The following is a 24,511-nucleotide window of genomic DNA, read 5'->3' as shown; positions in this document are numbered from 1 at the left end:
TATTGGCATCCGATGAGAAACACACCTGCAATCGAAGGGCTCGACCTCTATGTCTGGGAAGGCAAGGCGGACATCGTCGACCGTGTCGCCCGCTGCATGGCCAGCTTCGACGTGGAGGTGATCCGGGCCGACAACGTGGTGCTGTCGGCCGAGCGCGCGGCCGCGCGAGCGTCGCTGGCGATCATCAGCGTCAGCATGATCGAGAGTGGCGCGGCCTTCCTCAGCGAATGGCAAGCCAATATCGGCATGCCGGTGGTCTGGGTGGGCGCCGCGCGAGGCGGTGGCGACGCCGCCAGCTATCCGCCCGAGTACTCGCACATCCTTCCGCTCGACTTCACCTGCGCCGAGCTGCGCGGGCTGGTTTCGAAGCTGGTCGCGCAACTGCGCGCGCACGCCGCGCAGACCTCCGAGCCGGCCATGCTGGTGGCGCATTCCGAGCCGATGCAGGCCCTGCTGCTGGAGGTCGACACCTTCGCCGACTGCGATACCAACGTGCTGCTGCACGGCGAGACAGGCGTCGGCAAGGAGCGCATCGCGCAACTGCTGCACGAGAAGCACTCGCGCTACCGGCACGGCGAATTCGTGCCGGTCAACTGCGGCGCGATTCCCGACGGCCTGTTCGAATCGTTGTTCTTCGGCCATGCCAAGGGATCGTTCACCGGCGCGGTGGTGGCGCACAAGGGCTATTTCGAGCAGGCCGCGGGCGGCACGCTGTTCCTCGACGAAGTCGGCGACTTGCCGCTCTACCAGCAGGTCAAGCTGCTGCGCGTGCTGGAGGACGGCACGGTGCTGCGGGTCGGCGCCTCCGCGCCCCTGAAGGTCGATTTCCGGCTGGTGGCGGCGAGCAACAAGAAGCTGCCGCAGCTCGTCAAGGAGGGGGCGTTCCGCGCCGACCTCTACTACCGGCTGGCCGTGATCGAGCTGGGCATTCCCTCGCTCGAGGAACGCGGCGCGGTCGACAAGATCGCGCTGTTCAAGTCCTTCGTGGCGCAGGTGGTGGGCGAGGAGCGGCTGGCGGCCTTGCCGGACCTGCCTTACTGGCTGGCCGACGCGGTGGCGGACACCTATTTCCCCGGCAACGTGCGCGAGTTGCGCAACCTGGCCGAGCGCGTCGGCGTGACGGTGCGCCAGACCGGCGCCTGGGATGCGGCGCGGCTGCAGCGCCTGGTGGCCCATGCGCGCGCCGCACAGCCGGTGCCGGCGGAAAGCGTGGCCGAGGTCTATGTGGATCGCAGCAAGTGGGACATGGGCGAGCGCAATCGCGTGATCGCGGCCCTTGACGCCAACGGCTGGCGCCGCCAGGATACCGCGCAGCACCTGGGCATCAGCCGCAAGGTGTTGTGGGAAAAGATGCGCAAATACCAGATTTTCGACGAAGAGCCCGAAGCGCGTGAAAGTGAGGGATAATGCGAGGATTGCGGTCAGAATTACAACTAATCTGTGCAGGAATCTCTACATGAGCCATAAACGGGTTTTGGGGCGGACATTTATTGCAGGATTGGTGGTGGCGGGCGGGTTTCAGGTGGCACAGGCTCAAGGCCTTGCGGGTAGCGACAATGCGGCGCCCGCGGTTTCTCCTGCTGCGCAGTCCTCGGGCGGCGTGGTGAATTCGGCGCCGGCCGCGCCGAGCGCCTTGCCGCAGGCCGCCCAGCCGACGGCGGGCGATGGCGCGGGTACCACGCAGAGCACCATCGACGAACTCCAGCAGCAGATCCAGTCCCACGCGCTGACCGAAATGCGGACCGCGTACAACGGCAGCTATGGCGCGAGCCTGCTGTTCAACATCAAGGACGGTACCTATTACGTCGCGCTGTTCCAGCAGAAGGCGTTCTGGCGCGTGATCAAGACCAGCAACGAGGCGCGCGCCGAGGCGGTATTCCGCGATTTCTCGAAGCAGGCCGAATCGCTGGCCGCCTCGGAACTGCAGGCGGCACGCCTGGAAGCGCAGAAGGCACAGACCGACAAGCAGATCGCGGTGGTCCAGGATCGCGCCAACCGGCTGCAGGCCGATCTGCAGATCGCACGCGAGCAGCAGGCGGCGGTCAACAACCGCCAGAAGGCCACGCGTAGCGAGACGGCTTCGCTGCAGGCCCAGCGCGATGCGCTGCAGGCCCAGCTGCGGCAGTTGCAGATGCAGGTTCGTTCGCTGCAGCGCCAGGCTGACGCCGGGTTGCCGGGCAACCAGTAAGCGCGGGCAGGGCGCTGCCGGGCGAGATTTGCTGCTTGGCGCGCCGGATCGCTGGAAGGTTCGCGGCAATACGTGCCGGAAGGAAAAAGGGCAAGCCAGTTGGCTTGCCCTTTTTGCGTTTACTCGTTGCCGTTACCGTTGCCGCTGCTGCCGCCCGTCGGTCCGAGCGGCCGGCGGCGGCGCGTGACGATCACGGTGGGACTGCCGCTGCGCTCGGACGGCGTGGACACGCCTTCGTGCGATTCGCGGGGATAGTCGCGCGGCGCGCTGTATTCGCGCGGGGCGCCATATTCGCGCGGTTCGCGGGGTTCACGCGGCTCGCGCGGGGGATAACCGCCGCCTTCGCGGCCTTCGCCGCGCGATTCGCGCGAGCCGCCATGCGAGCCGTAGGGGCTGTGGCCGCCGCCTTCGCGGGGCGGCCGGCCGCCGCCGTGCCCGCCATGGCCGCCGCCACCGCCGGTGCGGGGGCCGCCGCGGCCGCCACCGCCGCCGGGGCGCGAACCGCCCATGTCGAGCTGGATCGTCGAGATCGCGCGTTTGTAGATGCCTTGCAAACCGACGGGCGTGCGCAGCATCACCAGGTACTGGTCGAACGACTCGATGCAGCCCGTCAGGCGGATACCGTTGACGAGGTAGATTTCCACGCGCTTGCGTTCCTTGCGCGCTGCGTTGATGAAGTCGTTTTGCGGATGGGATTCTGCAGGATTGGCCATTGAGAAGCGGCTTGAGCCGGCGTCAGATGAGGGTTTTGCTTGGATGCGCCGCGCTATCTGGCGGAGCGCTTGAGCGGGATTCTACCCTGTTCGATTGAGAAGCGTACGTGGACCTTTGTGTCGAACCGTTACCCACTATAGACGTTTTGGCGCGGGAAGTGCGAGCCGGCCGGACGGCCAGGCGGCTTTGCACTGGGACGGGGAGCGGCCTGAAGTTGACGCCGGAATCCCCGCCATGCGCTGCACCTTGGCGGTGCCGAACAGCGGAAATTGGGGTGGCGATGCGAAAAATCAAGGGCTGGGGCCAGCCGTTCGACGTGACGAACTGTCGCGGTGGTTCCCCCCGGCAGGAAGGCTGCCGGCACGGCCGGATGGCGGTGGCATGCCATCCGGCCGTGCGGATCGCTTCGATCAGTATCTGTAGTCGGGGTTCTTCGGATCGAAGGCGGAATCGTCGAAGCTGGTCGGCGTGATCTTCTGGAATACGATCCGCTCGAAGATCCGGCCGTCGTTGTCATAGGACTCGACGGTGCGGAAATACGGGTGGCGCAGGTCCAGGCCCAGCGTTTCCTTCTTGGCATAGAACTGCGGGCGGCCGGTCGGCGTCTCGTAGGTCAGGGCCACCACGCGCACGCCATCGATGGTCCTGGCTTCGACGCGGGTCGGCTTGCTCACGCCGGCGGCCTCGTATTTCCTGCCTTCGCTCAGATACAGCCCGGTCACGTACTCGGTGCCGAGATCGCGGATCGTGTGATTCGACTGCGCGCGCGCCAGCGTGCCGGTGATCGAGGTCCACAGCGGGATCTTGCCCAGCAGGCCGCCGAGATGGCCGTACATTTCGTCCTTGCGTTTGGTCTCGTCATAGATCGCTTCCTGGCCCGAATGCGCGCCGTCAGGCAGCCACTTCGCGTAGATGCGCAGCGGTTCGCGCGTGATCTTCACGCTCATGTGATCGGGCTTGTCGGCCCACTTGTCGCCGAGCCGCTCCTGGCGCGTCATGGTGAATTCGTAGGACGGGTAGCCGTTCGGGCCCGCCGCGATGTAGGCGGGCACCGTCATCGGGTCGAGCGCGCTGAACAGGGCGGTGAGCGTCGCGTCGTCGAGCTTCTCGAGCGTGCCGTCGCGCGCGGCCGTCTTGAGCCAGGCGGCCTGCTGCGCGACCGGCTGCTGGGTGACGCGCGCGAGCTCGGGCGGCAGCGCGGCGGCGGTACCGGCCGCGGCGGAGGCTGGCGTGGTGGCCGCCTCCTGCGCGATCGTCGGCGTGGCGGCGCATGCCGCCGCCGTTGCGAGCAGGCCGAGCAGGGCGGCGCGGCGCCAGCGCGGCGAGGGGGAAATCGAAACCATGCCTGTCTCCTGATGTTGTTCGGTAACCCGAATCATTGCGATGCGGCGGCCTTGAGCCGGGCGAGTTCCTCGTCGCGCAGCGCGCGGCGCAGGATCTTGCCCACATTGGTCTGCGGCAGCGCATCGCGGAATTCGACCGCCTTCGGCATCTTGTAGCCGGTGAGGTTCTTGCGGCAGTGCGCGAGCACCTCCTCGATCGTCAGCGCGGGGTCGCGCCGCACCACGAAGGCCTTGATGCGCTCGCCCTGCGCGGGATCGGGCACGCCGATCGCGGCTGCCTCGCTGATGCCCGGATGCATCACCAGCACTTCCTCGATCTCGTTCGGATAGACGTTGAAACCCGACACCAGGATCATGTCCTTCTTGCGGTCGATCAGGCGCACGAAACCGCGCTCGTCCATCACGCCGATATCGCCGGTCGCGAGCCAGCCCTCGCGGTCGAGCACCTTGGCGGTTTCGTCGGGGCGCTGCCAGTAGCCGCGCATCACCTGCGGGCCGCGCACGCACAGCTCGCCGGCCTCGCCGATGCCGGCCCAACTGCCATCCTCGCGGCGAAAGCGCACCAGGGTCGATGGCGCGGGGATGCCGATCGAGCCGTTGAAGTCGTGCATGTCGTTCAGGTCGACCGGGTTCATGGTGACGATCGGCGAGCATTCGGTCAGGCCGTAGCCTTCCACCACCGGGCAGCCGGTGACCTCCTTGAAGCGATCGGCCACCGCGCGCTGCATCGCCATGCCGCCCGCCATCGCGAGCTTGAGCTTGGAGAAATCGCGGGCGCGGAATTCCGCGTTGTCGAGGAAGGCGTTGTAGAGCGTGTTGATGCCGGTGATGCCGGTGAAGGTCTCGTTGCGCAGGATCTTCATCATCATCTTGGTGTCGCGCGGGTTGGCGATCAGGATGTTGCGCCCGCCCAGGCCCATGAAGATCAGCGCATTCACGGTCAGCGAATAGATGTGATAAAGCGGCAGCGGCGTGAGCACCGTCTCGATCTCGCCCGAGACCTGGTCGGCGATCCACGACTTCGCCTGCAGCAGGTTCGCGATCAGGTTGCCGTGGGTCAGCATCGCGCCCTTCGCCACGCCGGTGGTGCCGCCCGTGTATTGCAGGAAGGCCAGGTCCTCGCGCGTGAGCGCCACCGGCACGGCGCGCCGGCCGGCGCCCTGGGCCAGCGCCGCGCGCAACCTGACCGCCTGCGGCAGTCGGTAGGCGGGCACCAGCTTCTTGACGCGCTTGAGCACGAAGTTGATGAGGCGGCCCTTGGCGTTGAAGCCATCGGCGAGCAGGTCGCCGAGCGCGGTCACGATCACGTTGCGCACGCGCGTCTCCGGCAGCGCTTCCTCGAGCGTATGGGCGAAGTTCTCGAATACGACGATGGTTTCCGCGCCGCTGTCCTTCAACTGATGCGCGAGCTCGCGCGCCGTGTAGAGCGGGTTGACGTTGACCACCACCGCGCCGGCCTTGAGCGCGCCGAACAGCGTGATCGGATACTGGAACGAGTTCGGCAGCATGATCGCGACGCGATCGCCGGGCTTCACGCCGAGCTGGTGCTGCAGGTAGGACGCGAAGGCCTCGGCCTTGCGTCCGAGCGCGGCATAGCCCAGTTGCGAACCGGCGCTGAGATAGGCCACGCGATCGGCGTAGCGCGAGGTGCATTCGTCGAAATACTGGGCGAGCGAGTCGTACTGCGTGAGGTCGATCTCCTGCGGCACGCCGCGCGGATAGGCCGGGAACCAGATGCCGTCGGTATTCGGCGCCGGCGCGCCGACGGGGGCAACGGTGGCGTTCATCGCTGATGTCTCCAGGTTCATTGGAATCGTGATGGGCGGCAAGCGGGCGCCTCGCGCCGGCGAACGGGCGCGAGGGAGTCGACCGTGCGCGCCGCCGGGCGCCGCGCCTCAGGACGCGTGCCGCGCGTGCAGCCGGGTACCGGCCGAGGCGCTGAACGGCCCGGCCTGCAATTCACCGCCGCCGGCGACCAGCGGGCTGCCGCGCTGCGCGTCCTCGAGCACCGCGGCGAAGATCGACATCTGCGCCGCGTCGGGCATCGGCGCCTTCAGCGCGGCGACGATCAGCGAGGACAGGCGCGCGATCATCTGCACGTCGTTCATGCTGCGGCCCTGCGAGAAATCGTCGAGCAGGCTGTCGGTTTCCGCGCCCGCCAGGGCGCCGGACAGGGCGCCGATCGCGTAGTGCAGGCGCCAGCCGAGTTCGCTGCGCGGCAGTTGCGGCAGCGCGCGCTGGAACGCCTCGAAGAAGCGTCCCGCGACGCTCGCGTAATGCGCCGACAGGAAGCTGCGCACGAAGGTCGAGGGATCGGTGTAGGCGCGCCCGATCAGCCGCAGGAAGGCGCGGCCGCCGCGCTGGGGATCGCGCGAAGCCTGCAGCGCCGGGATGAACATCGCGCCGAGCACGTGCTCGCAGGTGATGGAGGCGCCGAGCTGCGCCTCGAAGCGATCGAGGATGCGCAGACGTTCGTCGTTGAGCTGGTCCAGGCGGCGCGAGAGCATCGCGTGGATCAGCGCCTCCTTGCTGCCGAAGTGGTAATTGACCGCCGCGAGATTGACCGCGGCACGCGATGTGATCTGGCGCATCGACATCGCCTCGAAGCCGTGTTCGACGAACAGGTCTTCGGCCGCGTCGAGTATGCGCGCCTTCGTGCCGCCGCTTTGCCGGCTGGCCTGACGAACCGCCATGTGCGCCTCCCTTTTGATCACCGTTTCGTTGCCGAACAGGCGATTCAAATCTGTAATTGAAACAAGCGTTTTTTATTAAGATAAGAAGCGTCGCGGGAGGGCGGCAAGCGTTGTCTGTGGGCGGAATCCTCTAGTGCTGGTGTGCGTTGCAGCATCATCGCGCGGGAATGCGCGCGGCGGCGCGCCTCGCGCGATGATGCGCTGCGGGTGAGGCTCAGTGGGTGGCGGCGGCTTGCGCGGCACTCTGCGTCATGTCGATGCCGCGTCGTTCGCGGCTGAACAGGATCAGCACCGCGATCACCACGGCCACCGTGCCGGCCACGATGGCCAGCGCGTGGCCGTAGTCGTTGCCGTTGTCCACGGCGAGCTGCGCCTGCATGGTGGCATTGCCCGAGGCGAGCAGGTTGCCGAGCTGATAGACGAAACCCGGGAAGGTCGCGCGGATCTCGTCGGGCGAGATCTCGTTGAGGTGGACCGGGATCACGCCCCAGGCGCCCTGCACCGAGATCTGCATCAGGAAGGCGCCGGCCGCCAGCGCGAGCGCGCCGCTCGAGAAGGCCCACAGCGGCAGCACCGGCAGCGCGATCAGCGCGGCGATGAAGATCGCGCGGCGCCGGCCGATCTTTTCGGAGATCGAACCGAAGGCGAGGCCGCCGACGATCGCGCCGATGTTCAGGACGATGGTGATCCACGACACCGTATGCGGGTCGAAGTGATGCTGCTCGCGCAGGAAGGTCGGGTAGAGATCCTGGGTGCCGTGCGAGAAGAAGTTGAAGGCCGTCATCAGCACCACCGCGTAGACCGACAGCTTCCAGTTCTGCTTGAGCGTGGCGACCAGGCTCGGGCGCGGACGCTTTTCCATCTGCTTCCAGGCCGGTGATTCGGGCACGTGCGAGCGCACGTAGAGTACCAGCAGCGCCGGCACCACCCCGATCATGAACATGCCGCGCCAGCCGATGTACTGGTAGAGCACGCCGAACACCACCGAGGCGAGCAGATAGCCGCTCGGATAACCGGCCTGCAGCAGCCCCGAGACGATGCCGCGCGAATGCGGCGGCACGGTTTCCATGGTCAGCGCGGAGCCCACGCCCCATTCGCCGCCCATCGCGATGCCGAACAGTGCACGCATCACGAGCAGGGCGCCGAGGCTGGGCGCGAAACCCGAGGCGAACTCCAGCACCGAATAGCAGGCGATGTTGACCATCAGGGTCGGCCGGCGGCCGAAACGGTCGGCGAGACGGCCGAAGATCAGGGCGCCGAGCGGACGCATGGCCAGGGTCAGGGTGACGGCAAAGGCCACCGCCGGGATTTTCGTATTGAATTCCGCGGCGATATCCTTCAGCACGAATACCATCAGGAAGAAATCGAAGGCGTCGAGGGTCCAGCCGAGATAGGCAGCGATCGTTACGTTTCTTTGTTCCCGGGTCCAGCTCATGGGGCAGGTCTCCTTGGTGGCGGCGCCGCGCGGCGGCAAGGCCCGCCCAGCGCGGCGCCGGGCGCGGACGGCCGGTTCAGTGTACGCCGAGCAATAAGGATCGCGTTCCGTTTGATTTCAGGCTCGGGATTAATCCCTAGTCGATTTTCGCGGGTAAATGGCAGAATGCGCAGGATTGAATTGAATATGAAAGGCATGTATTGCAATTGAATGCATGTCGTTTCAATTTTCGTAATCCGATTATTGATCGGAATCCTGCCCGGAGCGTTCATGACGGATGCCTGCCATCGACCCGGAAACGGGGTGCCGCCGTTGCGCACCGAGCGACTGATCCTGCGTGCGCGCACGCTCGACGATCTCGAGGCTTGCCTCGCGATGGACCGCGATCCCGAGGTCACTCGCCATATCCCGGGGCCGTGGCGCGATCCGCTCGCGCATCGGCGTTTCGTGTTCGATCGCATCACGCGCGGCTATCCGCCGGGGCATGGCTACTGGGTGCTGGCCGAGGCGCGCGAGCCGGCGCGTTTCCTCGGCTGGGTCCTGCTGCTGCCCGTCCAGGGCAGCGAGGCGCCCGAGATCGGCTGGCGCCTGGTACGCGATGCCTGGGGGCAGGGTTATGCGAGCGAGGCGGCGGCCTGCGTGGTCCGGCATGCCTTCGATGCCGTGCAGGTCCCGGCGCTGATCGCCGACATCGCCGTCGACAATGCCGCCTCGCTGAAGCTGGCGCGCAAGCTGGGCATGCGGGCGCTCGACGTCGTCGAGGACGAATACGGTTCGTGGCTGCGGCACCGGCTCGATGCGCCGGGCGCGGCCTGTTCGCCCTGAACCGCGAGGCGCGAGTTGGAGGTTCGCCCGAGGATGGTGCCGAACGGCACGAACGCGGCTCGCGAGGGTATCGTGGCGGATATTTCCCTGGGAGACCGACCATGGCACTGGGCCGCGACGTCCATCTGATTCCCGCCAGGCTGGCGGCGCTGAAACCCACGCAAATGACGATCGGCTTTCGCGAGGTCGAGGCCAAGCGCAAGCACTGGCAGTCGCTGGGCAAGAAGGCGCGTCGCGAGGCGATCGACCTGCATTGGTTTCCGGCTGTGCTCGGCCCCGGGCAGGCGCTGTTCATCGTCGATCACCATCATCTCGGCCGTGCCTTGATGGAAGAGGGCGTGACCGATGTGAAGGCGATGCTGCTGAAGGACCTGTCCTGGCTCGACGACACGATCTTCTGGCGGATGATGGAGCACAACCAGTGGGTGCACCCCTTCGGTCCCGATGGTTCGCGTCACGACTACGACCGCCTGCCGGGCGTGCTGACGGCGCTGCGCGACGATCCCTATCGCAGCCTGGCCGGCGAGTTGCGCACCGCCGGCGGTTACGCCAAGGACACCACGCCGTTCAGCGAATTCCTCTGGGCCGACTACCTGCGCGGCAAGATTCCGGTCGAGCGGATCCGCGAGCATTTCGCCAAGGCGCTCAAGGAGGCGCTGGCCCATGCGCACGCGCAGGATGCGCGCTACCTGCCGGGCTGGACCGGCGTATTCGAGCCGAGGCCCTGAGATGGCGGTGGGGCGCAAGCCGGCGGGAGCGATGCCCGCGCAGCCGGTGCCCGACGTGGCGCCGCGTGATCCCGCACACTTCGCGGCCATCGCCGCGCCGGCCATGCCGCGTGGCGAGCGCAACTGGCGCGATGCGCTGGCCGGCCTGTCGATCGCGGGCCTGTTGATCCCCGAGGCGGTGGCCTACGCGGGACTCGCGAACCTGCCGCCGCAGGCCGGCCTGATCGCCTTGCTGGTCGGCCTGGTGGTCTACGCGGTGCTCGGCAGCAGCCGTTTCGCGATCGTCTCGTCGACCTCGTCCTCGGCGGCCGTGCTGGCCGCCACCGTGTTGTCGGAAACGGGCGCCACGGCCGTCGCGCAACTGGCCCTGGCCGCTGCCCTGGTGGCCACCACCGGCGTGCTGTTCCTGATCGCCGGGGCCGCGCGGCTGGGCGGCATCTCGGACTTCATCGCCCGGCCGGTGCTGCGCGGATTCACCTTCGGCCTGGCCCTGACGATCGTGATCAGGCAGTTGCCGAAGATCCTCGTGGTGCCGGTCCATCACAGCGACACGCCGCATGTGTTCCTCGATCTGCTGCGTGGGCTGTCGCAGGCGAATCCGTCCAGCGTCGTGGTCGGGGCCGTCGCGCTGGCGATCCTGTTCCTGCTCGGCAATCGCTCGCGCGCTCCGGCGACGCTGATCGTGATCGTGCTTGGCATCGCCGCCGGTTACGGGATCGACTGGCGCGTGCACGGGGTGGCCGTGGTCGGCCGGATCGATCTGCAGCATGTGGCGCTCGGCCTGCCTTCGCTCGATCGCACGGCCTGGACCCAGACCATCGAGCTGGGCTTCGCGCTGATGCTGATCCTGTACGCGGAGTCCTATGGTTCGATCCGCAACTTCGCGTTGAAGCATGGCGACACGATCTCGCCGAATCGCGATCTGGTCGCGCTCGGCTGCGCCAATCTGGTTTCGGGGCTGCTGCATGGCATGCCGGTCGGCGCGGGTTATTCGGCCAGTTCGGCGAACGAGGCGGCCGGCGCGCAGAGCCGGCTCGCGGGCGCCTGCGCGGCGCTCGTGATCGCGCTGATCGTCTGGCTGCTGCTGCCGCAACTGGCGCGCACGCCGGAGCCGGTGCTGGCCGCGATCGTGATCTTCGCGGTCAGCCATTCGTTGCATCCGGCCGCGTTCGGGCCTTACTGGCGCTGGCATCGCGATCGCCTGCTGGTGGTCGCGGCGATCCTGGCGGTACTCGTGCTGGGCGTGCTCAACGGCTTGCTGGTGTCGATTGCGATGAGCCTGCTGTTTACCGTGCGCAAGCTGTCCGAGCCCAAGATCAGTGAGTTGGGGCGCTTGCGCGACAGCCGCGATTTCGTCGACGTGTCGATCCATGCCGACGCGGCGCCGGTGCCCGGCATGCTGATCGTGCGGCCGGAAGGGCAGTTGTTCTTCGCGAACGCCGAGCGTGTGCTGGCAAGCGTGCGACAGCTCGCGCATGCGGCCGGAGCCCTGACGACGATCGTCCTGAGCCTGGAGGAATCGCCCGATCTCGACGGAACGGCGATCGAGGCCTTGAAGACCTTTGCTGCCGAGTGCGAGGCGCGGGGCTGGCGTTTGCGGCTGGTGCGGCTGAAGCCCGAGGTGCTCGAGGTGCTGCGGCGAGCCAGTGACGACGGGCTGCGGGAGGAGGCGCTGTCGGAGCTGAGTGTGGATGACGCGGTGGCGCGCTGTGGGTGAGGGCGCTGGAAATGAACGCTTGACATGAAAAAAGGCCGGCATAAAGCCGACCTTTTTATAACTTGTGGTGCCCAGGAGAGGACTCGAACCTCCACGATGTTGCCACCGCTAGGACCTGAACCTAGTGCGTCTACCAATTCCGCCACCTGGGCACAAGCTGCATCTCAAGCAAGAATGCGATTATAGAGGAGCCGGATCCCTTGTCAACGGTTTTTCGGGACAAATCGAATTTTTTTCGTTGAGCACGTTCATCGCGGGAAATAGCGCTTCTTGCTTACGCTTGGCTTGAAATGAAAAAAGGCCGGCATAAAGCCGACCTTTTTAGAACTTGTGGTGCCCAGGAGAGGACTCGAACCTCCACGATGTTGCCACCGCTAGGACCTGAACCTAGTGCGTCTACCAATTCCGCCACCTGGGCACAAGCTGCATCTCAAGCAAGAATGTGATTATAGCGTGCCCAAGGGCGCTGTCAATACTTTTTGAAGCGCTTCGTCCATTTTCCCTCGGCATGCCCCATGATCGCGATAGCCATCGTGCCGCGAGCACGAAGCCTGTCTTGCCTCGCCATTCCTCCAACCAAGATCCCCCGAGGTTATCCGATGCCCACGTCAGCCCTGTTCCGCGACGATCCCTATCTGCGCCAATGCACCACCCGCGTCACGCATATCGACGAATCCGGTCTCACGCTGGAGCGCACCGTGTTCTACCCGCATGGCGGCGGTCAGCTCGGCGACACGGGTGTCATCACGCTGGGCGACGGCAGCCGCCTCGCGATCGCCGATGCGCGCAAGAACCAGCTCCCCGGCGCCACGCCGGATGACGTGCTCCACGTACCCGCGCCGGACCAGCTTGCCGTGCTGTCGAAGCTCGCCGTCGGCGATGAAGTCGCGATCGAGATCGACTGGGCACGGCGCAACCGGATGATGCGCCTGCACACCGCATCGCACCTGATGTGCGGCGCGCTGCCGTATCCCGTCGATGGTTGCAGCATCACCCCCGATTACGCGCGACTCGATTTCGTGACCAGCGAGCCGCTGGCGCGCGAGGAGATCGACGCGACCCTGGCGAAGTGGGTGGAGGCCGCGCGCGCCGTGACGATCGAGCAGATCAGCGACGAGGCGCTGCAGGCCAATCCCGACCTGGTGCGCACCATGAGCGTCAAGCCGCCGAGCGGTTTCGGCACGGTGCGCCTGGTGCGCATCGACGGCATCGACCTGCAGCCCTGCGGCGGCACGCATGTCGCCAACACGGCCGAGATCGGGCCGATCCACGTGACCAAGATGGAGAAGAAAACCGCGCGCACGCGCCGCGTCGTGCTCGGTTTCATCGAGTGAGGCCGGCGCGGGCAGGGCGAGCCGGCTCGCCGCGACGCCGCAGCCCGGGCGCCGCTCAGGCCTCGAACAGGTCCCGCGCTTCCTCGAAGCGCCGCGTCAGGTAGTCGACCACGGTTCGGATCGGCAGGTCCTTGCGGTCCTGTCGCCGGATCAGCAGCCAGATGTCACGCGAGGGCCGCACCGGGCTCAGCGCGCAGGCGCGCAACTCGGGCAACTGGCGCCCCACGTAATGCGGCAGCATCGCCAGCCCGACGCCCGCGCAGGCCGCGGTGGCCTGCGCGACGTGGTTGTTGGCGCGAAACGCGATCCGCGCCTGCGAATAGTGCTGGCCGAGCCAGCTCGCATCCGGCATATGACTGTTCGCTTCGTCGAAACCCACCAGGATCGGTGCGTCGCCGCCTTCCACGCGCTCGCAGACGGCCGGCGTGCCATAAAAACCGAAATCTATCGACCCGACCGGCTTGGCGATGAAGTCGCCGTCCTCGGGTTTGTCGATGCGCACCGCGATGTCGGCCTCGTGCCGCTCGAGACTGATCGAGCGCAGGTCTGTCGCCAGGTCGATGTCGAGCCCGGGGAACAGGATCGGCACCTCGGCCAGACGGCGCGTCAGGAAGGCCTGCGAGAGCGCGGGCGGCGCATTCACGCGCACGATGCCCTTCGGCGCATCGTCGGTACCGCCGCGTCCCAGCGTCTGCACCGCCGTCTCCATGTCGCTTGCCACGCTCAGGGCGCGCGTGCCGGCCGGCGTCAGCACATAACCTTCCGGCCGGCGTTCCGCCAGCTTCTCGCCGAGCGTGGCCTCCAGCGACTGGATCCGTCGCGAAATCGTCGCGTGGTTGACCCCCAGCGCGCGGGCGGCCGCCGACAGGCTCCCGTGGCGCCCCAGCGCCAGGAACACGCGAACATCCTGCCAATCGACCTCTGTGCGTTTTTTCTCAGCCATTGAGAGAGGATAGCGGATTTTGCGGAGGCGGCAATCGGCATACGCTTGCGTCCATGCCATGCAACACGGTGCTTCCGATGCCATCCGCAACCACCAAGCTCAGCGCGCTCGAGGGCGCCGTCGTCCGGATCGAGATCGATTCGATGCGGATGCTGGCGATTCCCGAATGGCGGGGCGGCCCGGCTGCGCTGCGGTACGCGGCGGCCGGTGCCGCCGGCATCGGCGAGCTCGATGCGCTGCTGCTCGGCGGCGGCGTGTGGAGCGGCGGACGCGAGGCAGGCTTGCCGGCCGCTCGACGCGTCTACGCGAGCAAGCCGGTGGCGGCATGCCTTGGCGGCGGCGCGGTCGGGCTCGCGGCGTACGAGACCAGCACGCTCTGCCGCGATGGCCTGACGCGCCTGCTGGTCACGGCCACGCCGGCCGGCAGCGCGGGCGACGCGGGGATCGGATTCGTGCTGGGTTCGGTGCGGCCGGGCGACCTGCTGTACCTGCCGGGCGTTGGGGTATCGCCCGAAGGCGTGACCGACGTCGCCGACCGCTTCGCGCCACGAGCGGTGCTGCTGGGTGCGACCTGGTTCGATCGTCGATGCGGGCCGGGCAGCCGTGACGACGACCTGGCGTGGGCGGTGGCGCGGGCGTTTCCGGATGCCGTGCTGCTGGTGGGCGATGGATGGCCCGAGGCAGGCCGATCGCCCTTGGCCGGACGTGCGCGCCCCGATCTGGCCGGGCGCTTGACATTCTTCAGGAAGGGCAGGCCGCTCACGATCACGTGACAGCCTGAAGCAGGACCCGCGATGGATGCCCGAACGGACATCCTGGTAGTTAGTCAACCTAATCAGTGGAGCAGAATCATGAGCAATCAACAGAAAGTCGCCATCGTGACGGGCGCATCGCAAGGCATCGGCGCCGGCATCGTCGAGGCCTATCGCAGGCAGGGTTACGCGGTGGTCGCGAATTCTCGCAACATCCGCCAGGGCGACGACGCGGGCGTGGTGGCGGTGCCGGGCAACATCAGCGATCGCGAGGTCGCGCAGCAGGTGGTGAAGACGGCGCTCGATCGCTTCGGCCGCATCGATACGCTGATCAACAATGCCGGCATCTTCATCGGCAAGCCGTTCACCGAATACACGCCCGAGGAGTTCACGCGGGTGCTGAGCGTGAACCTGGGCGGCTTCTTCCACGTCACCCAGCTGGCGCTCGAGCCGATGCTCGCGCAGCGTCACGGCCACGTCGTGCAGATCACCACCACGCTGGTGCGCCAGGCGATCAGCGGCGCGCCCTCGGGGCTCGCCACGCTGACCAAGGGCGGCCTCGACGCGGTCACGCGCGGCCTGGCGATCGAGTATGCGAAGAGCGGCGTGCGCGTGAACGCGGTGGCGCCGGGCATCATCAAGACGCCGATGCACCCGGCCGAAACCCATGCCTTCCTCGACAACCTGCACCCGATGGGCCGCATGGGCGAGGTGTCCGAGATCGTCGACGCGGTGATGTACCTCGAGCGCGCCGGTTTCGTGACGGGCGAGACGCTCAGTGTCGACGGCGGCCAGCACGCCGGCCGCTGGTAAGCACCGCGCGAGGGCCGGCGTTGTCACCGCCGGCCCTCGCCGTCCTGGACATCCGAACAAGGAGAAGCACCATGCCGTATATCAATATCAAGGTCACCCGCGAGGGCACCGCGCCCGGCGCCAGCGCCACCACGCCGGAGCAGAAGAAGGCGCTGATCAAGGGCGTCAGCGACCTGCTGTTCGAGGTGATGGGCAAGCCGCATCACACCACCTTCGTGGTGATCGACGAGGTCGAGCTCGACAGTTGGGGCGTGGGCGGCGTCACGACCCCCGAATGGCGCGAGCAGCAGCGCGCCGCCGCCAAGGCCGGCGGCGACGCTTGAGGCGCGAAGCGCCGGAACCACGAAGCGCGCGGGCTGCGGGCGGCAGATGGCGAGCCGGATGCCGAACGCGCGGCTGAGGTAGGATGGCGCGCGTCGACGACCGGCGCGTTTCGCGAAGCAGGCGGCGCGCGATGAGCGGCATCGCCGCAGGGAGAACGCAAGCATGGGTAACTGGCAAGACAATCGAATTCTCGACCTGTTCGGCATCGAACTGCCGATCATCCAGGCGCCGATGGCCGGCGCGACCACGCCCGAGATGGTGATCGCCACCAGCGAGGCGGGCGGGCTCGGCTCGCTGCCGGGCGCGATGCTGTCGGTCGAGCAGATGAAGGCGGCGCTCGACCGGATTCGCGGCGCCACCACCCGGCCGATCAACCTCAATTTCTTCGCGCATACCGACCCCGCGCCGGATCCGGCCGGCCAGCTCGCCTGGCGGGCGGTGCTGGCGCGCTACTACGTCGAGCTCGGGCTCGATCCGGCCGAGCCGGTGCCGTCGGCCGGGCGCGCGCCCTTCAATGCCGCCTATTGCGAGGTGGTGGAGGCCTATCGGCCAGAGGTCGTCAGCTTCCATTTCGGCCTGCCCGAAGCCGCCTTGCTGGCGCGTGTCAAGCGGGCCGGCGCGCGCGTGATCGCCTCGGCCACCACGGTCAGGGAGGCGCGCTGGCTGGTCGAGCGCGGCGTCGACGCGGTGATCGCGATGGGCTACGAGGCCGGCGGCCATCGCGGCAATTTCCTCTCGGACGACATGTCGACCCAGGTCGGCACGCTGGCCCTGGTGCCGCAGATCGTCGACGCGGTGCCGGTGCCGGTGATCGCCGCCGGCGGCATCGCCGATCCGCGCGGCGTGCGGGCCGCCTTCGCGCTCGGCGCCTCGGCCGTGCAGGTCGGCACGGCCTATCTGCTGACGCCCGAAGCCAAGGTGAGCGCCTTCCACCGCGACGCGCTGCGTACCGCCGGCGAGGACGAGACCGCGCTGACCAACCTGTTTACCGGGCGGCCCGCGCGCGGTATCGCGAATCGCCTGATGCGCGAGATCGGCCCGATGTCGAAGCTGGCGCCGGCGTTCCCGACCGCCGGCGGCGCGCTGGCGCCGCTGCGCGGGGTGACCGAGAAGGCGGGGCGTTCCGATTTCAGCAACATGTGGTCGGGGCAGGCGGCGCGGCTGGCGCGGGAGATGTCCTCGGCCGCGCTGACGCGTTACCTGGTCGAGGCCGATGCGTCCTGAGCGGTGCTTGCGGACTTGAGCGGGCCGCCGGCCCGCGGCGGGTTTCGTGTGAGATAGTGCGCAGTCGCGTGGCGCCGGGTCGAGATCCGGTGTCGCGCGCTGGTTTTTCCCGCAACGAAACCCGCGTCATTGCCCGATGAGCACGATCCCGAAGAAGGCCACGAAACCCCAGGCAGCCCGACCCGTCGAGGTCATCGTCGGCGAGGATGGACTCGCGCGCCCGCCTTGGGCCGCGGTCGATCCGCTGCTCAAGCACTATTACGACACCGAGTGGGGCATGCCGGTGCGCGACGAGCAGGGCCTGTTCGAGCGGCTTAGCCTGGAAGCTTTCCAGTCAGGCTTGTCCTGGCTGACCATCCTGCGCAAGCGCGAGGCCTTCCGCGACGCATTTCGCGGCTTCGTCCCGGAGCAGGTGGCTGCCTTCGGCGAGCGCGATGTCGAGCGGCTGCTGGCGGACGAGCGGATCATCCGCAACCGTTCGAAGATCCTCGCGGCGATCAACAACGCGGTGGCGACGATCCGTCTGCGCGAGGAGGGCGGCCTGGCCGAGTTCATCTGGTCGTTCCGGCCGGACAAGACGCCCGAGCCGCGCACGGTGGGCGAGATTCCGACCGCGTCGCCCGAATCGGAGGCGCTGAGCAAGGGGCTGCGCAAGCGCGGCTTCGTGTTCGTCGGGCCGACCACCATGTTCGCGCTGATGGAGGCGACGGGGATCGTGGATACGCATCTGATGGCAAGCCATCGGCGCGGATGTTCGGGAGTGTGGGGGCGGTAGGGTGCGAGGGCGAGCCGGAAATGAAAAAAGCCGGCACGAGGCCGGCTTTTCAAAACTTGTGGTGCCCAGGAGAGGACTCGAACCTCCACGGTGTTGCCACCGCTAGGACCTGAACCTAGTGCGTCTACCAATTCCGCCACCTGGGCACAAGCTGCATCAAGCAAGACCGCAATCTTAGCATGATGAATGGACGTGTCAACAAGTTTTTGCATCACCGCGCCGGACGGGCCGCTTGCGGCGGGCCGTCCGCGCTTCGCGGTTTTTGGCGCGGCCACGGGTGATAGAATGGCCCGCAACCTGGCGTCCGATCGTTCGAACCGGACAGGTAAGTCCACGCAACGAGAACAACCATCGACAAGCCCTTGAGCAAGTATCCGTATCCCATTCCGAGCCGCGAGGAAATTCTCGGCGTGCTGCGTACGAGCGACGCACCGCTGGCCGCGAACGACATCGCCGAGGCGCTGTCGATCAAGCGCCAGGAACGCGAGGGTTTCTTCCGGCGCGTCGCCGCCATGGAACGCGACGGCCAGATCCGGCTCGACAAGCGCGGGCATTATCAACTGACCCATCCTTCGAACTTCGTCGCGGGCCGCGTGCAGGGCCATCGCGACGGCTACGGCTTCCTGATCCGCGACGACGGCCAGGACGACCTGTTCCTGCCCAACGGCGAGATGCAGAAGGTCATGCACAACGATCGCGTGCTCGCGCGGATCGTCGGCTACGACCGTCGCGGCCGCCCGGAAGGGCATGTGGTCGAGGTCACCGATCGCGCCAACAAGCGCGTGATCGGCCGCCTGCTCAACGAGAACGGCGCGCTGATCGTGGCCCCCGAGGACAAGCGGATCGGCCACGACATCCTGATCTCGCAGAACGCCAAGAAGGCCAAGGTCGGCCAGGTGGTGGTGGTCGAGCTGACCGATTTCCCCAGCCGTCATTCGCAGCCGCTCGGCCGCGTGACCGAGGTGCTCGGCGATATCGACGATCCCGGCATGGAGATCGAGATCGCGGTGCGCAAGTACGGCGTGCCGCACGAGTTCAGCCCGGCGGCCCTGGCCGCCTCGGCCGCGCTGCCCGACAAGGTTCGCCCGATCGACCTGCGCTACCGCGTGGACCTGCGCGACGTGCCGCTGGTCACGATCGACGGCGAGGACGCGCGCGACTTCGACGATGCCGTCTACTGCGAGCCGATGAAGGTCGGCCGCGGCGATGGCTACCGCCTGATCGTCGCGATCGCCGACGTCTCGCACTACGTGAAGCCGGGCGAGGCGCTCGACGTCGACGCGCTGGAGCGCAGCACCTCGGTGTACTTCCCGCGTCGCGTGATCCCGATGCTGCCCGAGAAGCTGTCCAACGGCCTGTGCTCGCTGAACCCGGCGGTGGACCGCTGCACCCTGGTCTGCGACATGGTGGTGACCGCGCGCGGCGAGGTGAAGGGCTACCAGTTCTACCCGGCCGTGATCCACTCGGCCGCGCGGCTCACCTACACCGAAGTGGCGGCCGTGCTCGGCAACACCAAGGGCCCCGAGGCCGCGCGCCGCGCCGAGCTGCTGCCCTACCTGCAGAATCTCTACGGCGTGTTCAAGGCGCTGTTCGCGGCACGCCAGAAGCGCGGCGCGATCGACTTCGACACCACCGAGACCTACATCGTCTGCAACGCGCAGGGCAAGATCGAGCAGATCCTGCCGCGCCAGCGCAACGACGCGCACAAGCTGATCGAGGAATGCATGCTGGCCGCCAACGTCTGCGCGGCCGACTTCATGAAGCGTCACAAGCAGCCGGGCCTGTACCGCATCCACGCGGGCCCGACCGCCGAGAAGCTCGAGAACCTGCGTTCCTTCCTGCGCGGCATGGGGCTCACGCTGGGCGGCGGCGATACCCCGCACGCCAGCGACTATGCCGCGCTGATGGCGAAGATCCGCGACCGGCCCGATGCGCAGATGCTGCAGCCGATGCTGCTGCGCTCGATGCAGCAGGCCGTCTACAGCCCGGACAATATCGGCCACTTCGGTCTCGCCTACGATGCCTACGCGCATTTCACGAGCCCGATCCGCCGCTATCCCGACCTGCTCACGCACCGCGCGATCTACGCGATCCTGTCGGGCCAGAAGTACACGCCCAAGGCGCCCGAGGGCGTCGAGCTGAACACGGCGATCTCGCCGCGTGCCCGCGCGATGCAGAAGGAAGACGACGCCGCGCGCAATCGCACCCGCAGCAACAACGCGATCTGGGAAGAACTCGGCCTGCATTGCTCGGCCAACGAGCGCCGCGCCGACGAAGCCTCGCGCGACGTCGAGGCCTGGCTCAAGTGCTATTTCATGCGCGACAAGCTCGGCGAGGAATACGGCGGGATGGTCAACGGCGTGACGCCGTTCGGCATCTTCGTGCAGCTCGACACGCTGTTCATCGAAGGGCTGGTGCACGTCACCGAGCTCGGCTCCGACTACTTCCAGTACGACGAGATCAAGAACGAGCTGCGCGGCGAGCGCACCGGCATCCGCTACCGGCTCTCGGATCGCGTGCGCGTGCAGGTCAGCCGCGTCGATCTCGATGCACGCAAGATCGACTTCCGCCTGGTGCGCGACACACCCGTGAAGGCGCCGCGCGGGGCGGCGCCGACGCCGGCCGCGGCCGAGCGCGGCGGCGCGCGCGTGCGGGCGATGCCGGGCATCACCGCGAGCGAGGACGAGCTGCCGGCACGTCGCAAGAAGCCCGTCGCGAGCCCGAGCGTGCCGGCCGCCAAGGAAGCGCGTCCCGCGCATCCCGCCGCGAAGAAGAAGGGCGGTGGGCCGGCCTCGAAGTCGCCGGCCAAGAAGGCGCGACCGCGCAAGAAATATTGATGCCGCGGCCGGCGCCACGAGGTGCCGGCCCGTCGAGCCGAAGCCCAGAAGACGCCGCGTTGTCCGGCCCGCCGCCGGTCACGCGGCGCTTGCGTTTTACCATTGCGCGATGCGCGCCGAGCGCGCCGCGCCCAGATGAAGGTAGCTTCAGTCATGTCACGTTTGAAGGTTCTCTACGGTTTTCACGCGGTCACCGCGCGGCTGCGCCACGATGCGTCGACGGTCGCCGAGGTCTTGTACGACCAGACGCGGCGCGATCGCCGCATGATCGATTTCCTCGCCACCGCTAAGGAGGCCGGGGTCCGGCTGATCGCGGCCGACGAGACGCGCCTCTGGGGGCTCGCGCATACCGAGCGCCACCAGGGCGTGGTGGCGCGCGTCGAGGATCTGCCGCTCGCGCAGAACCTTGCCGAGCTGCTCGACGGTATCCAGGGCCCGGCGCTGCTGCTGGTGCTCGACGGCGTGACCGATCCGCATAATCTCGGCGCCTGCCTGCGGGTGGCGGACGCGGCCGGCGCGCATGCCATCATCGCGCCGCGCGACCGCGCGGTCGGCCTCAACGCGACGGCGGCCAAGGTCGCCAGCGGCGCCGCCGACACGGTGCCCTACATCACCGTCACCAACCTGGCGCGCGCGCTGCGCGAGCTCAAGGATGCCGGCGTGTGGGTGATCGGCACCGCCGACGACGCCGGCGCGAGCCTCTACGAGACCAAGCTGGACGGCCCGGTCGCGCTGGTGATGGGCGCCGAGGGCGAGGGCATGCGCCGCCTCACGCGCGACACCTGCGACGACGTGATGAACATCCCGATGGCCGGCAGCGTCGAGAGCCTGAACGTCTCGGTGGCCAGCGGCGTGTGCCTGTACGAGGCGGTGCGCCAGCGTCGCGCGGCGCTCGCGAAGTAGGCACGGCGGCGAGGAGCGCGCGCGATGATGAAATCGCTGGCCCCGATCGCCACGGCGGCGCGGCTCGCCCGCGTGGCCGGCGCGCGGGCCGCGTTCGCCTCGCGGGTGCTGGTGTTCGGCTGCGCGGCGGCCTTGCTCGCCGCCTGCGCCTCGCCGACGCTGGTCGATCGCGATGGTTACGTCGCCGATACGAGCCATCCGGCGCGCGGCACCGATTCGCGCGTGCGCTTCCTGGTGCTGCACTACACGGAGTCGGACGACCAGCGCGCGCTGTTCGTGCTGACCCACAACGAGGTCAGCGCGCACTACCTGGTGCCGAGCCATCCGCCGCGCCGCAACGGCGAGCCGGTGGTGCTGCAGCTGGTGCCCGAGAACCAGCGCGCCTGGCATGCCGGCGTCAGCGACTGGCAGGGCACCACCGAACTCAACGCGGCCTCGATCGGCATCGAGATCGTCAACGCCGGCCCGCTCGACGCACCGGCCAATCGTCATTGGCAGCCTTATGCGCCGGACCAGATCGAGGCCGTGGTGAAGCTGGCGAAGGATATCGTCACGCGCTACGGCATCCCGCCCACGCGCGTGGTTGCCCATAGCGACATCGCCCCGCAGCGCAAGATCGATCCGGGCCCGGCCTTCCCGTGGCAGGCGCTGGCGCGCGCCGGCATCGGCGCCTGGCCCGACGACGCGACCGTGGCGGCCAGGCTGGCCGGCCGTGCGCCGGGCGACCCGGTCGACGTGCGCGGCCTGCAGTTGAAGCTGGCGCGCTACGGCTACGAGGTGGCCACCGACGGCGTGCTCGACGCGCGCACGCGGCGCGTGTTCGCGGCCTTCCAGATGCATTTCCGTCCGGCCGACTATTCGGGCAACCCGGACGCGCAGACCGATGCGATCGCGCAGGCCCTGCTCGACAAGTATTTCCCCGGCGCGGCACCCTCGGCCGGCATCACGCCCCCCGCGTCGGCACCGGCATCCGCGCCGGCCGGCGTCGAACCCGAGGCGCCCTGATTCAAGGTGGCGCGAGCAGCGGGCCGCCGTGCCTGTCGCGCCGATGCCGCGCGGCGGACGAAAATCGACGCCGCGTCGGACGACTCCGGTAAACTCGCGTCTTTTCGCAATCAGCGCTTTACCTCCCCATGACTCAAGACGAACTCAAACGCCTGGTCGGCCAGGCCGCCGCCGATTACGTGCTGGCAAACGTGCCGGAAGGCTCGGTGATCGGCGTCGGCACCGGTTCCACCGCGAACTGCTTCATCGACGCGCTGGCCGCGATCAAGACACGCTACCGCGGCGCCGTGTCGAGCTCGATCGCCACCACGCAGCGGCTGGAATCGCACGGCATCCGCGTGTTCGACCTGAACGAGATCGAGGGCCTGCAGGTGTATGTCGACGGCGCCGACGAGATCGACGCGAGCGGCGCGATGATCAAGGGCGGCGGCGGGGCGCTGACGCGCGAGAAGATCGTTGCCTCGGTATCGGAAACCTTCGTGTGCATCGCCGACGCCAGCAAGCGGGTGGCCACGCTCGGCGCCTTCCCGCTGCCGGTCGAGGTGGTGCCGATGGCGCGCACCGCGATCGGCCGCCGCCTGGCGGCGCTCGGCGGCGTGCCGGTGCTGCGCGTGACGAAGGACGGCGCGCCGTTCCTGACCGACAACGGCAACGAGATCCTCGACGTGAAGGGCCTCGCGATCAGCGAGCCCCGCGCGCTGGAGGCGAGCATCAACGGTTGGCCCGGCGTGGTGACGGTGGGCCTGTTCGCCGAGCGCGGCGCCGACCTCTGCCTGCTCGGCGGCGAAACCGGCGTGGAAACGATCGATTACCGCTCGCGTTAAACAGGGATTTAAAAACCTCGGGGCGCGGCGCGATTCCACAAAACAACGAATCGCCGGCGCCCTGAAACCCGCAAACGTTTTGCGATCCTGATAAATCGCCCGACGGCCTTTTCCAGGCCTGTCGGGCTTTTTTTTGCTATAGGATGTCTAATCGAAATCGTAAGAGGGATTACCCTGTCAGGTGTTTACCAGATAGCGTTGTGATCGCGAACTCAGCAACGTATCGAACATAAGAACAATCGGATTCGCGAGCAGTTTCTGATCGAGAGAGTAAATGGGGCCGGGCCGGACTGCGGGGGCAGCACGCCAACACAGATACGTCGTAACGGGGAGGTCTCGTATGGAACAGCCAAAAGACAAAGAAAGGTCGCTCGTCAGCAAGGTCATGGACGGGCTCGTGACAGGGATAGTGGAGGACAAGTACGGCGGGATCCTGCCGCCGCAGGACGTGCTGTCGAAGGATTTCGACGTCAGCCGGACGGTGATGCGGGAAGCGCTCTCGATGCTGCTCGCGCGCGACATGCTCGACGTGCGGCCCAAGGTCGGCACGCGGGTGCGGCCGATGCGCGACTGGCGCATGATCGACGAGGACGTGGTGGACTGGCGCTTTCGCGCCAAGCCCGATCCGCAGTTCATGCGCGACGTGCTCGAGTTCCGCATGCTGATCGAACCGCGCGCGGCCGGGCAGGCGGCCGAGCGTGCCAATGCGGCCGAGATCGCCGGCATTCGCGAGGCCTTCGAGGCCTTCCGTTCGCTGCAGGCGGGCGAGGCCGGCTACGACGAGGCCGACGAGCGGCTGCATGCCCGCATCGTCCACGCCAGCGGCAACCAGTTCTATCAGCAGATGAGCGCGATCATTGTCGGTGCCTTGCGGCTGGTGCGCCAGCAGGTGGCGGCCCATGAGGGCGCGCACGATCGCCTGCTGGAACTGCACGGGCGCATCGTCAGCGCGATCGAGCAGCGCGACGCGCGCGCGGCGGAAAGTGCCTCGCGCGAGCTGATCGACATGACCACCGAGGCGCCGGCCGGCGTCGCGCTCGAGGCGCGCGCGCACGGCTGAACCGGGACGGAAGGAAGGCGGGCTGCCGTGCAAGGTGGCGGCCCGTTATCATGACGGCTCGCCGCCGGCCCGGC

22 protein-coding genes and 3 tRNA genes are annotated in these 24,511 nt (G+C 67.8%); 16 read left to right on the top strand and 9 right to left on the bottom strand.

What is annotated here, in order from left to right; all coding sequences use genetic code 11:
* Window positions 1–12 precede the first annotated feature (12 nt).
* Together FB600_RS18330 and FB600_RS18325 are read left to right on the top strand one after the other, a co-directional pair.
* On the top strand, window positions 13–1,407 hold the full coding sequence (locus FB600_RS18330; RefSeq protein ID WP_098154138.1) for a sigma 54-interacting transcriptional regulator: 1,395 nt from the start codon (window positions 13–15) through the stop codon (window positions 1,405–1,407).
* A gap of 49 nt (window positions 1,408–1,456) precedes the next feature.
* A complete protein-coding gene (locus FB600_RS18325; RefSeq protein ID WP_017921110.1) occupies window positions 1,457–2,188 on the top strand; it encodes a DUF2968 domain-containing protein in 732 nt (243 codons plus the stop codon).
* A gap of 119 nt (window positions 2,189–2,307) precedes the next feature.
* Here FB600_RS18325 and hfq read toward each other — a convergent pair whose 3' ends face one another.
* The 5 genes from hfq to FB600_RS18300 form a co-directional block, all read right to left on the bottom strand.
* Window positions 2,308–2,901, bottom strand: a complete 594-nt coding sequence (gene hfq / locus FB600_RS18320; protein ID WP_096749071.1) for an RNA chaperone Hfq — start codon at window positions 2,899–2,901, stop codon at window positions 2,308–2,310.
* A 411-nt stretch (window positions 2,902–3,312) separates the two neighbouring features.
* Window positions 3,313–4,245 carry a DUF1571 domain-containing protein gene (locus tag FB600_RS18315; protein WP_096749070.1) on the bottom strand — a complete coding sequence of 311 codons (933 nt, stop codon included), beginning with the start codon at window positions 4,243–4,245 and terminating at the stop codon, window positions 3,313–3,315.
* A 32-nt stretch (window positions 4,246–4,277) separates the two neighbouring features.
* The gene (locus FB600_RS18310) at window positions 4,278–6,032 is read right to left on the bottom strand and encodes an AMP-binding protein (protein WP_096749069.1); all 1,755 of its coding nucleotides are present in this window, start codon (window positions 6,030–6,032) and stop codon (window positions 4,278–4,280) included.
* A 108-nt stretch (window positions 6,033–6,140) separates the two neighbouring features.
* Window positions 6,141–6,938, bottom strand: coding sequence for a TetR/AcrR family transcriptional regulator (locus FB600_RS18305; RefSeq protein ID WP_043216408.1), 798 nt, complete (start codon window positions 6,936–6,938; stop codon window positions 6,141–6,143).
* A gap of 214 nt (window positions 6,939–7,152) precedes the next feature.
* Window positions 7,153–8,373, bottom strand: coding sequence for an MFS transporter (locus FB600_RS18300; RefSeq protein ID WP_145757198.1), 1,221 nt, complete (start codon window positions 8,371–8,373; stop codon window positions 7,153–7,155).
* A gap of 270 nt (window positions 8,374–8,643) precedes the next feature.
* On the opposite strand from FB600_RS18300, the gene FB600_RS18295 reads away from it, so the two are divergent.
* From FB600_RS18295 to FB600_RS18285, 3 genes are all read left to right on the top strand, one after another.
* A complete protein-coding gene (locus FB600_RS18295; protein ID WP_096749068.1) occupies window positions 8,644–9,198 on the top strand; it encodes a GNAT family N-acetyltransferase in 555 nt (184 codons plus the stop codon).
* A gap of 101 nt (window positions 9,199–9,299) precedes the next feature.
* Window positions 9,300–9,926 carry a ParB-like protein gene (locus FB600_RS18290; protein WP_096749067.1) on the top strand — a complete coding sequence of 209 codons (627 nt, stop codon included), beginning with the start codon at window positions 9,300–9,302 and terminating at the stop codon, window positions 9,924–9,926.
* Window positions 9,927–9,957: 31 nt separating this feature from the next.
* Window positions 9,958–11,643, top strand: a complete 1,686-nt coding sequence (locus FB600_RS18285; protein WP_145757199.1) for a SulP family inorganic anion transporter — start codon at window positions 9,958–9,960, stop codon at window positions 11,641–11,643.
* A gap of 65 nt (window positions 11,644–11,708) precedes the next feature.
* Here FB600_RS18285 and FB600_RS18280 read toward each other — a convergent pair.
* Window positions 11,709–11,795, bottom strand: a tRNA-Leu gene (locus tag FB600_RS18280).
* 179 nt (window positions 11,796–11,974) lie between these two features.
* A tRNA-Leu gene (locus FB600_RS18275) sits at window positions 11,975–12,061 on the bottom strand.
* 181 nt (window positions 12,062–12,242) lie between these two features.
* On the opposite strand from FB600_RS18275, the gene FB600_RS18270 reads away from it, so the two are divergent.
* Window positions 12,243–12,977, top strand: a complete 735-nt coding sequence (locus tag FB600_RS18270; RefSeq protein WP_098181014.1) for an alanyl-tRNA editing protein — start codon at window positions 12,243–12,245, stop codon at window positions 12,975–12,977.
* 55 nt (window positions 12,978–13,032) lie between these two features.
* Here the strand turns inward: FB600_RS18270 and FB600_RS18265 are convergent, their stop codons facing one another.
* Window positions 13,033–13,920: a LysR family transcriptional regulator gene (locus FB600_RS18265; RefSeq protein WP_098154133.1), complete on the bottom strand. Its 888-nt coding sequence runs from the start codon at window positions 13,918–13,920 to the stop codon at window positions 13,033–13,035.
* Window positions 13,921–13,997: 77 nt separating this feature from the next.
* Between FB600_RS18265 and FB600_RS18260 the strand changes: the two genes are divergently transcribed.
* The 5 genes from FB600_RS18260 (at window position 13,998) to FB600_RS18240 (ending at window position 17,808) form a co-directional block, all read left to right on the top strand.
* Window positions 13,998–14,693, top strand: coding sequence for a hypothetical protein (locus tag FB600_RS18260; protein ID WP_145757200.1), 696 nt, complete (start codon window positions 13,998–14,000; stop codon window positions 14,691–14,693).
* A gap of 78 nt (window positions 14,694–14,771) precedes the next feature.
* Complete coding sequence (locus FB600_RS18255; protein WP_036041217.1) at window positions 14,772–15,485, top strand: SDR family NAD(P)-dependent oxidoreductase; 714 nt, start codon at window positions 14,772–14,774, stop codon at window positions 15,483–15,485.
* A gap of 71 nt (window positions 15,486–15,556) precedes the next feature.
* Window positions 15,557–15,808, top strand: a complete 252-nt coding sequence (locus tag FB600_RS18250) for a tautomerase family protein (protein WP_046579561.1) — start codon at window positions 15,557–15,559, stop codon at window positions 15,806–15,808.
* 163 nt (window positions 15,809–15,971) lie between these two features.
* A complete protein-coding gene (locus FB600_RS18245) occupies window positions 15,972–17,033 on the top strand; it encodes an NAD(P)H-dependent flavin oxidoreductase (RefSeq protein WP_096749064.1) in 1,062 nt (353 codons plus the stop codon).
* A gap of 136 nt (window positions 17,034–17,169) precedes the next feature.
* The gene (locus FB600_RS18240) at window positions 17,170–17,808 is read left to right on the top strand and encodes a DNA-3-methyladenine glycosylase I (RefSeq protein WP_145757201.1); all 639 of its coding nucleotides are present in this window, start codon (window positions 17,170–17,172) and stop codon (window positions 17,806–17,808) included.
* Window positions 17,809–17,867: 59 nt separating this feature from the next.
* Here FB600_RS18240 and FB600_RS18235 read toward each other — a convergent pair.
* Window positions 17,868–17,954 (bottom strand) — tRNA-Leu (locus tag FB600_RS18235).
* 216 nt (window positions 17,955–18,170) lie between these two features.
* Here FB600_RS18235 and rnr point away from each other — a divergent pair.
* From rnr to FB600_RS18210, 5 genes are all read left to right on the top strand, one after another.
* The gene (gene rnr / locus FB600_RS18230) at window positions 18,171–20,645 is read left to right on the top strand and encodes a ribonuclease R (protein ID WP_145757202.1); all 2,475 of its coding nucleotides are present in this window, start codon (window positions 18,171–18,173) and stop codon (window positions 20,643–20,645) included.
* A 153-nt stretch (window positions 20,646–20,798) separates the two neighbouring features.
* On the top strand, window positions 20,799–21,548 hold the full coding sequence (gene rlmB, locus FB600_RS18225) for a 23S rRNA (guanosine(2251)-2'-O)-methyltransferase RlmB (RefSeq protein ID WP_013697824.1): 750 nt from the start codon (window positions 20,799–20,801) through the stop codon (window positions 21,546–21,548).
* A gap of 24 nt (window positions 21,549–21,572) precedes the next feature.
* Window positions 21,573–22,553 carry an N-acetylmuramoyl-L-alanine amidase gene (locus FB600_RS18220; protein ID WP_227743814.1) on the top strand — a complete coding sequence of 327 codons (981 nt, stop codon included), beginning with the start codon at window positions 21,573–21,575 and terminating at the stop codon, window positions 22,551–22,553.
* Window positions 22,554–22,681: 128 nt separating this feature from the next.
* The gene (gene rpiA / locus FB600_RS18215; protein ID WP_047837025.1) at window positions 22,682–23,377 is read left to right on the top strand and encodes a ribose-5-phosphate isomerase RpiA; all 696 of its coding nucleotides are present in this window, start codon (window positions 22,682–22,684) and stop codon (window positions 23,375–23,377) included.
* Between the two features lie 340 nt (window positions 23,378–23,717).
* The gene (locus tag FB600_RS18210; RefSeq protein WP_013697827.1) at window positions 23,718–24,437 is read left to right on the top strand and encodes a FadR/GntR family transcriptional regulator; all 720 of its coding nucleotides are present in this window, start codon (window positions 23,718–23,720) and stop codon (window positions 24,435–24,437) included.
* Window positions 24,438–24,511: the final 74 nt, after the last annotated feature.

This window comes from Burkholderia sp. SJZ089, assembly GCF_007828315.1.
Classification (GTDB): domain Bacteria; phylum Pseudomonadota; class Gammaproteobacteria; order Burkholderiales; family Burkholderiaceae; genus Burkholderia; species Burkholderia gladioli.
Note: the sequence above shows the minus strand (reverse complement) of the source record. Positions and strands in the feature narration are given on the sequence as shown.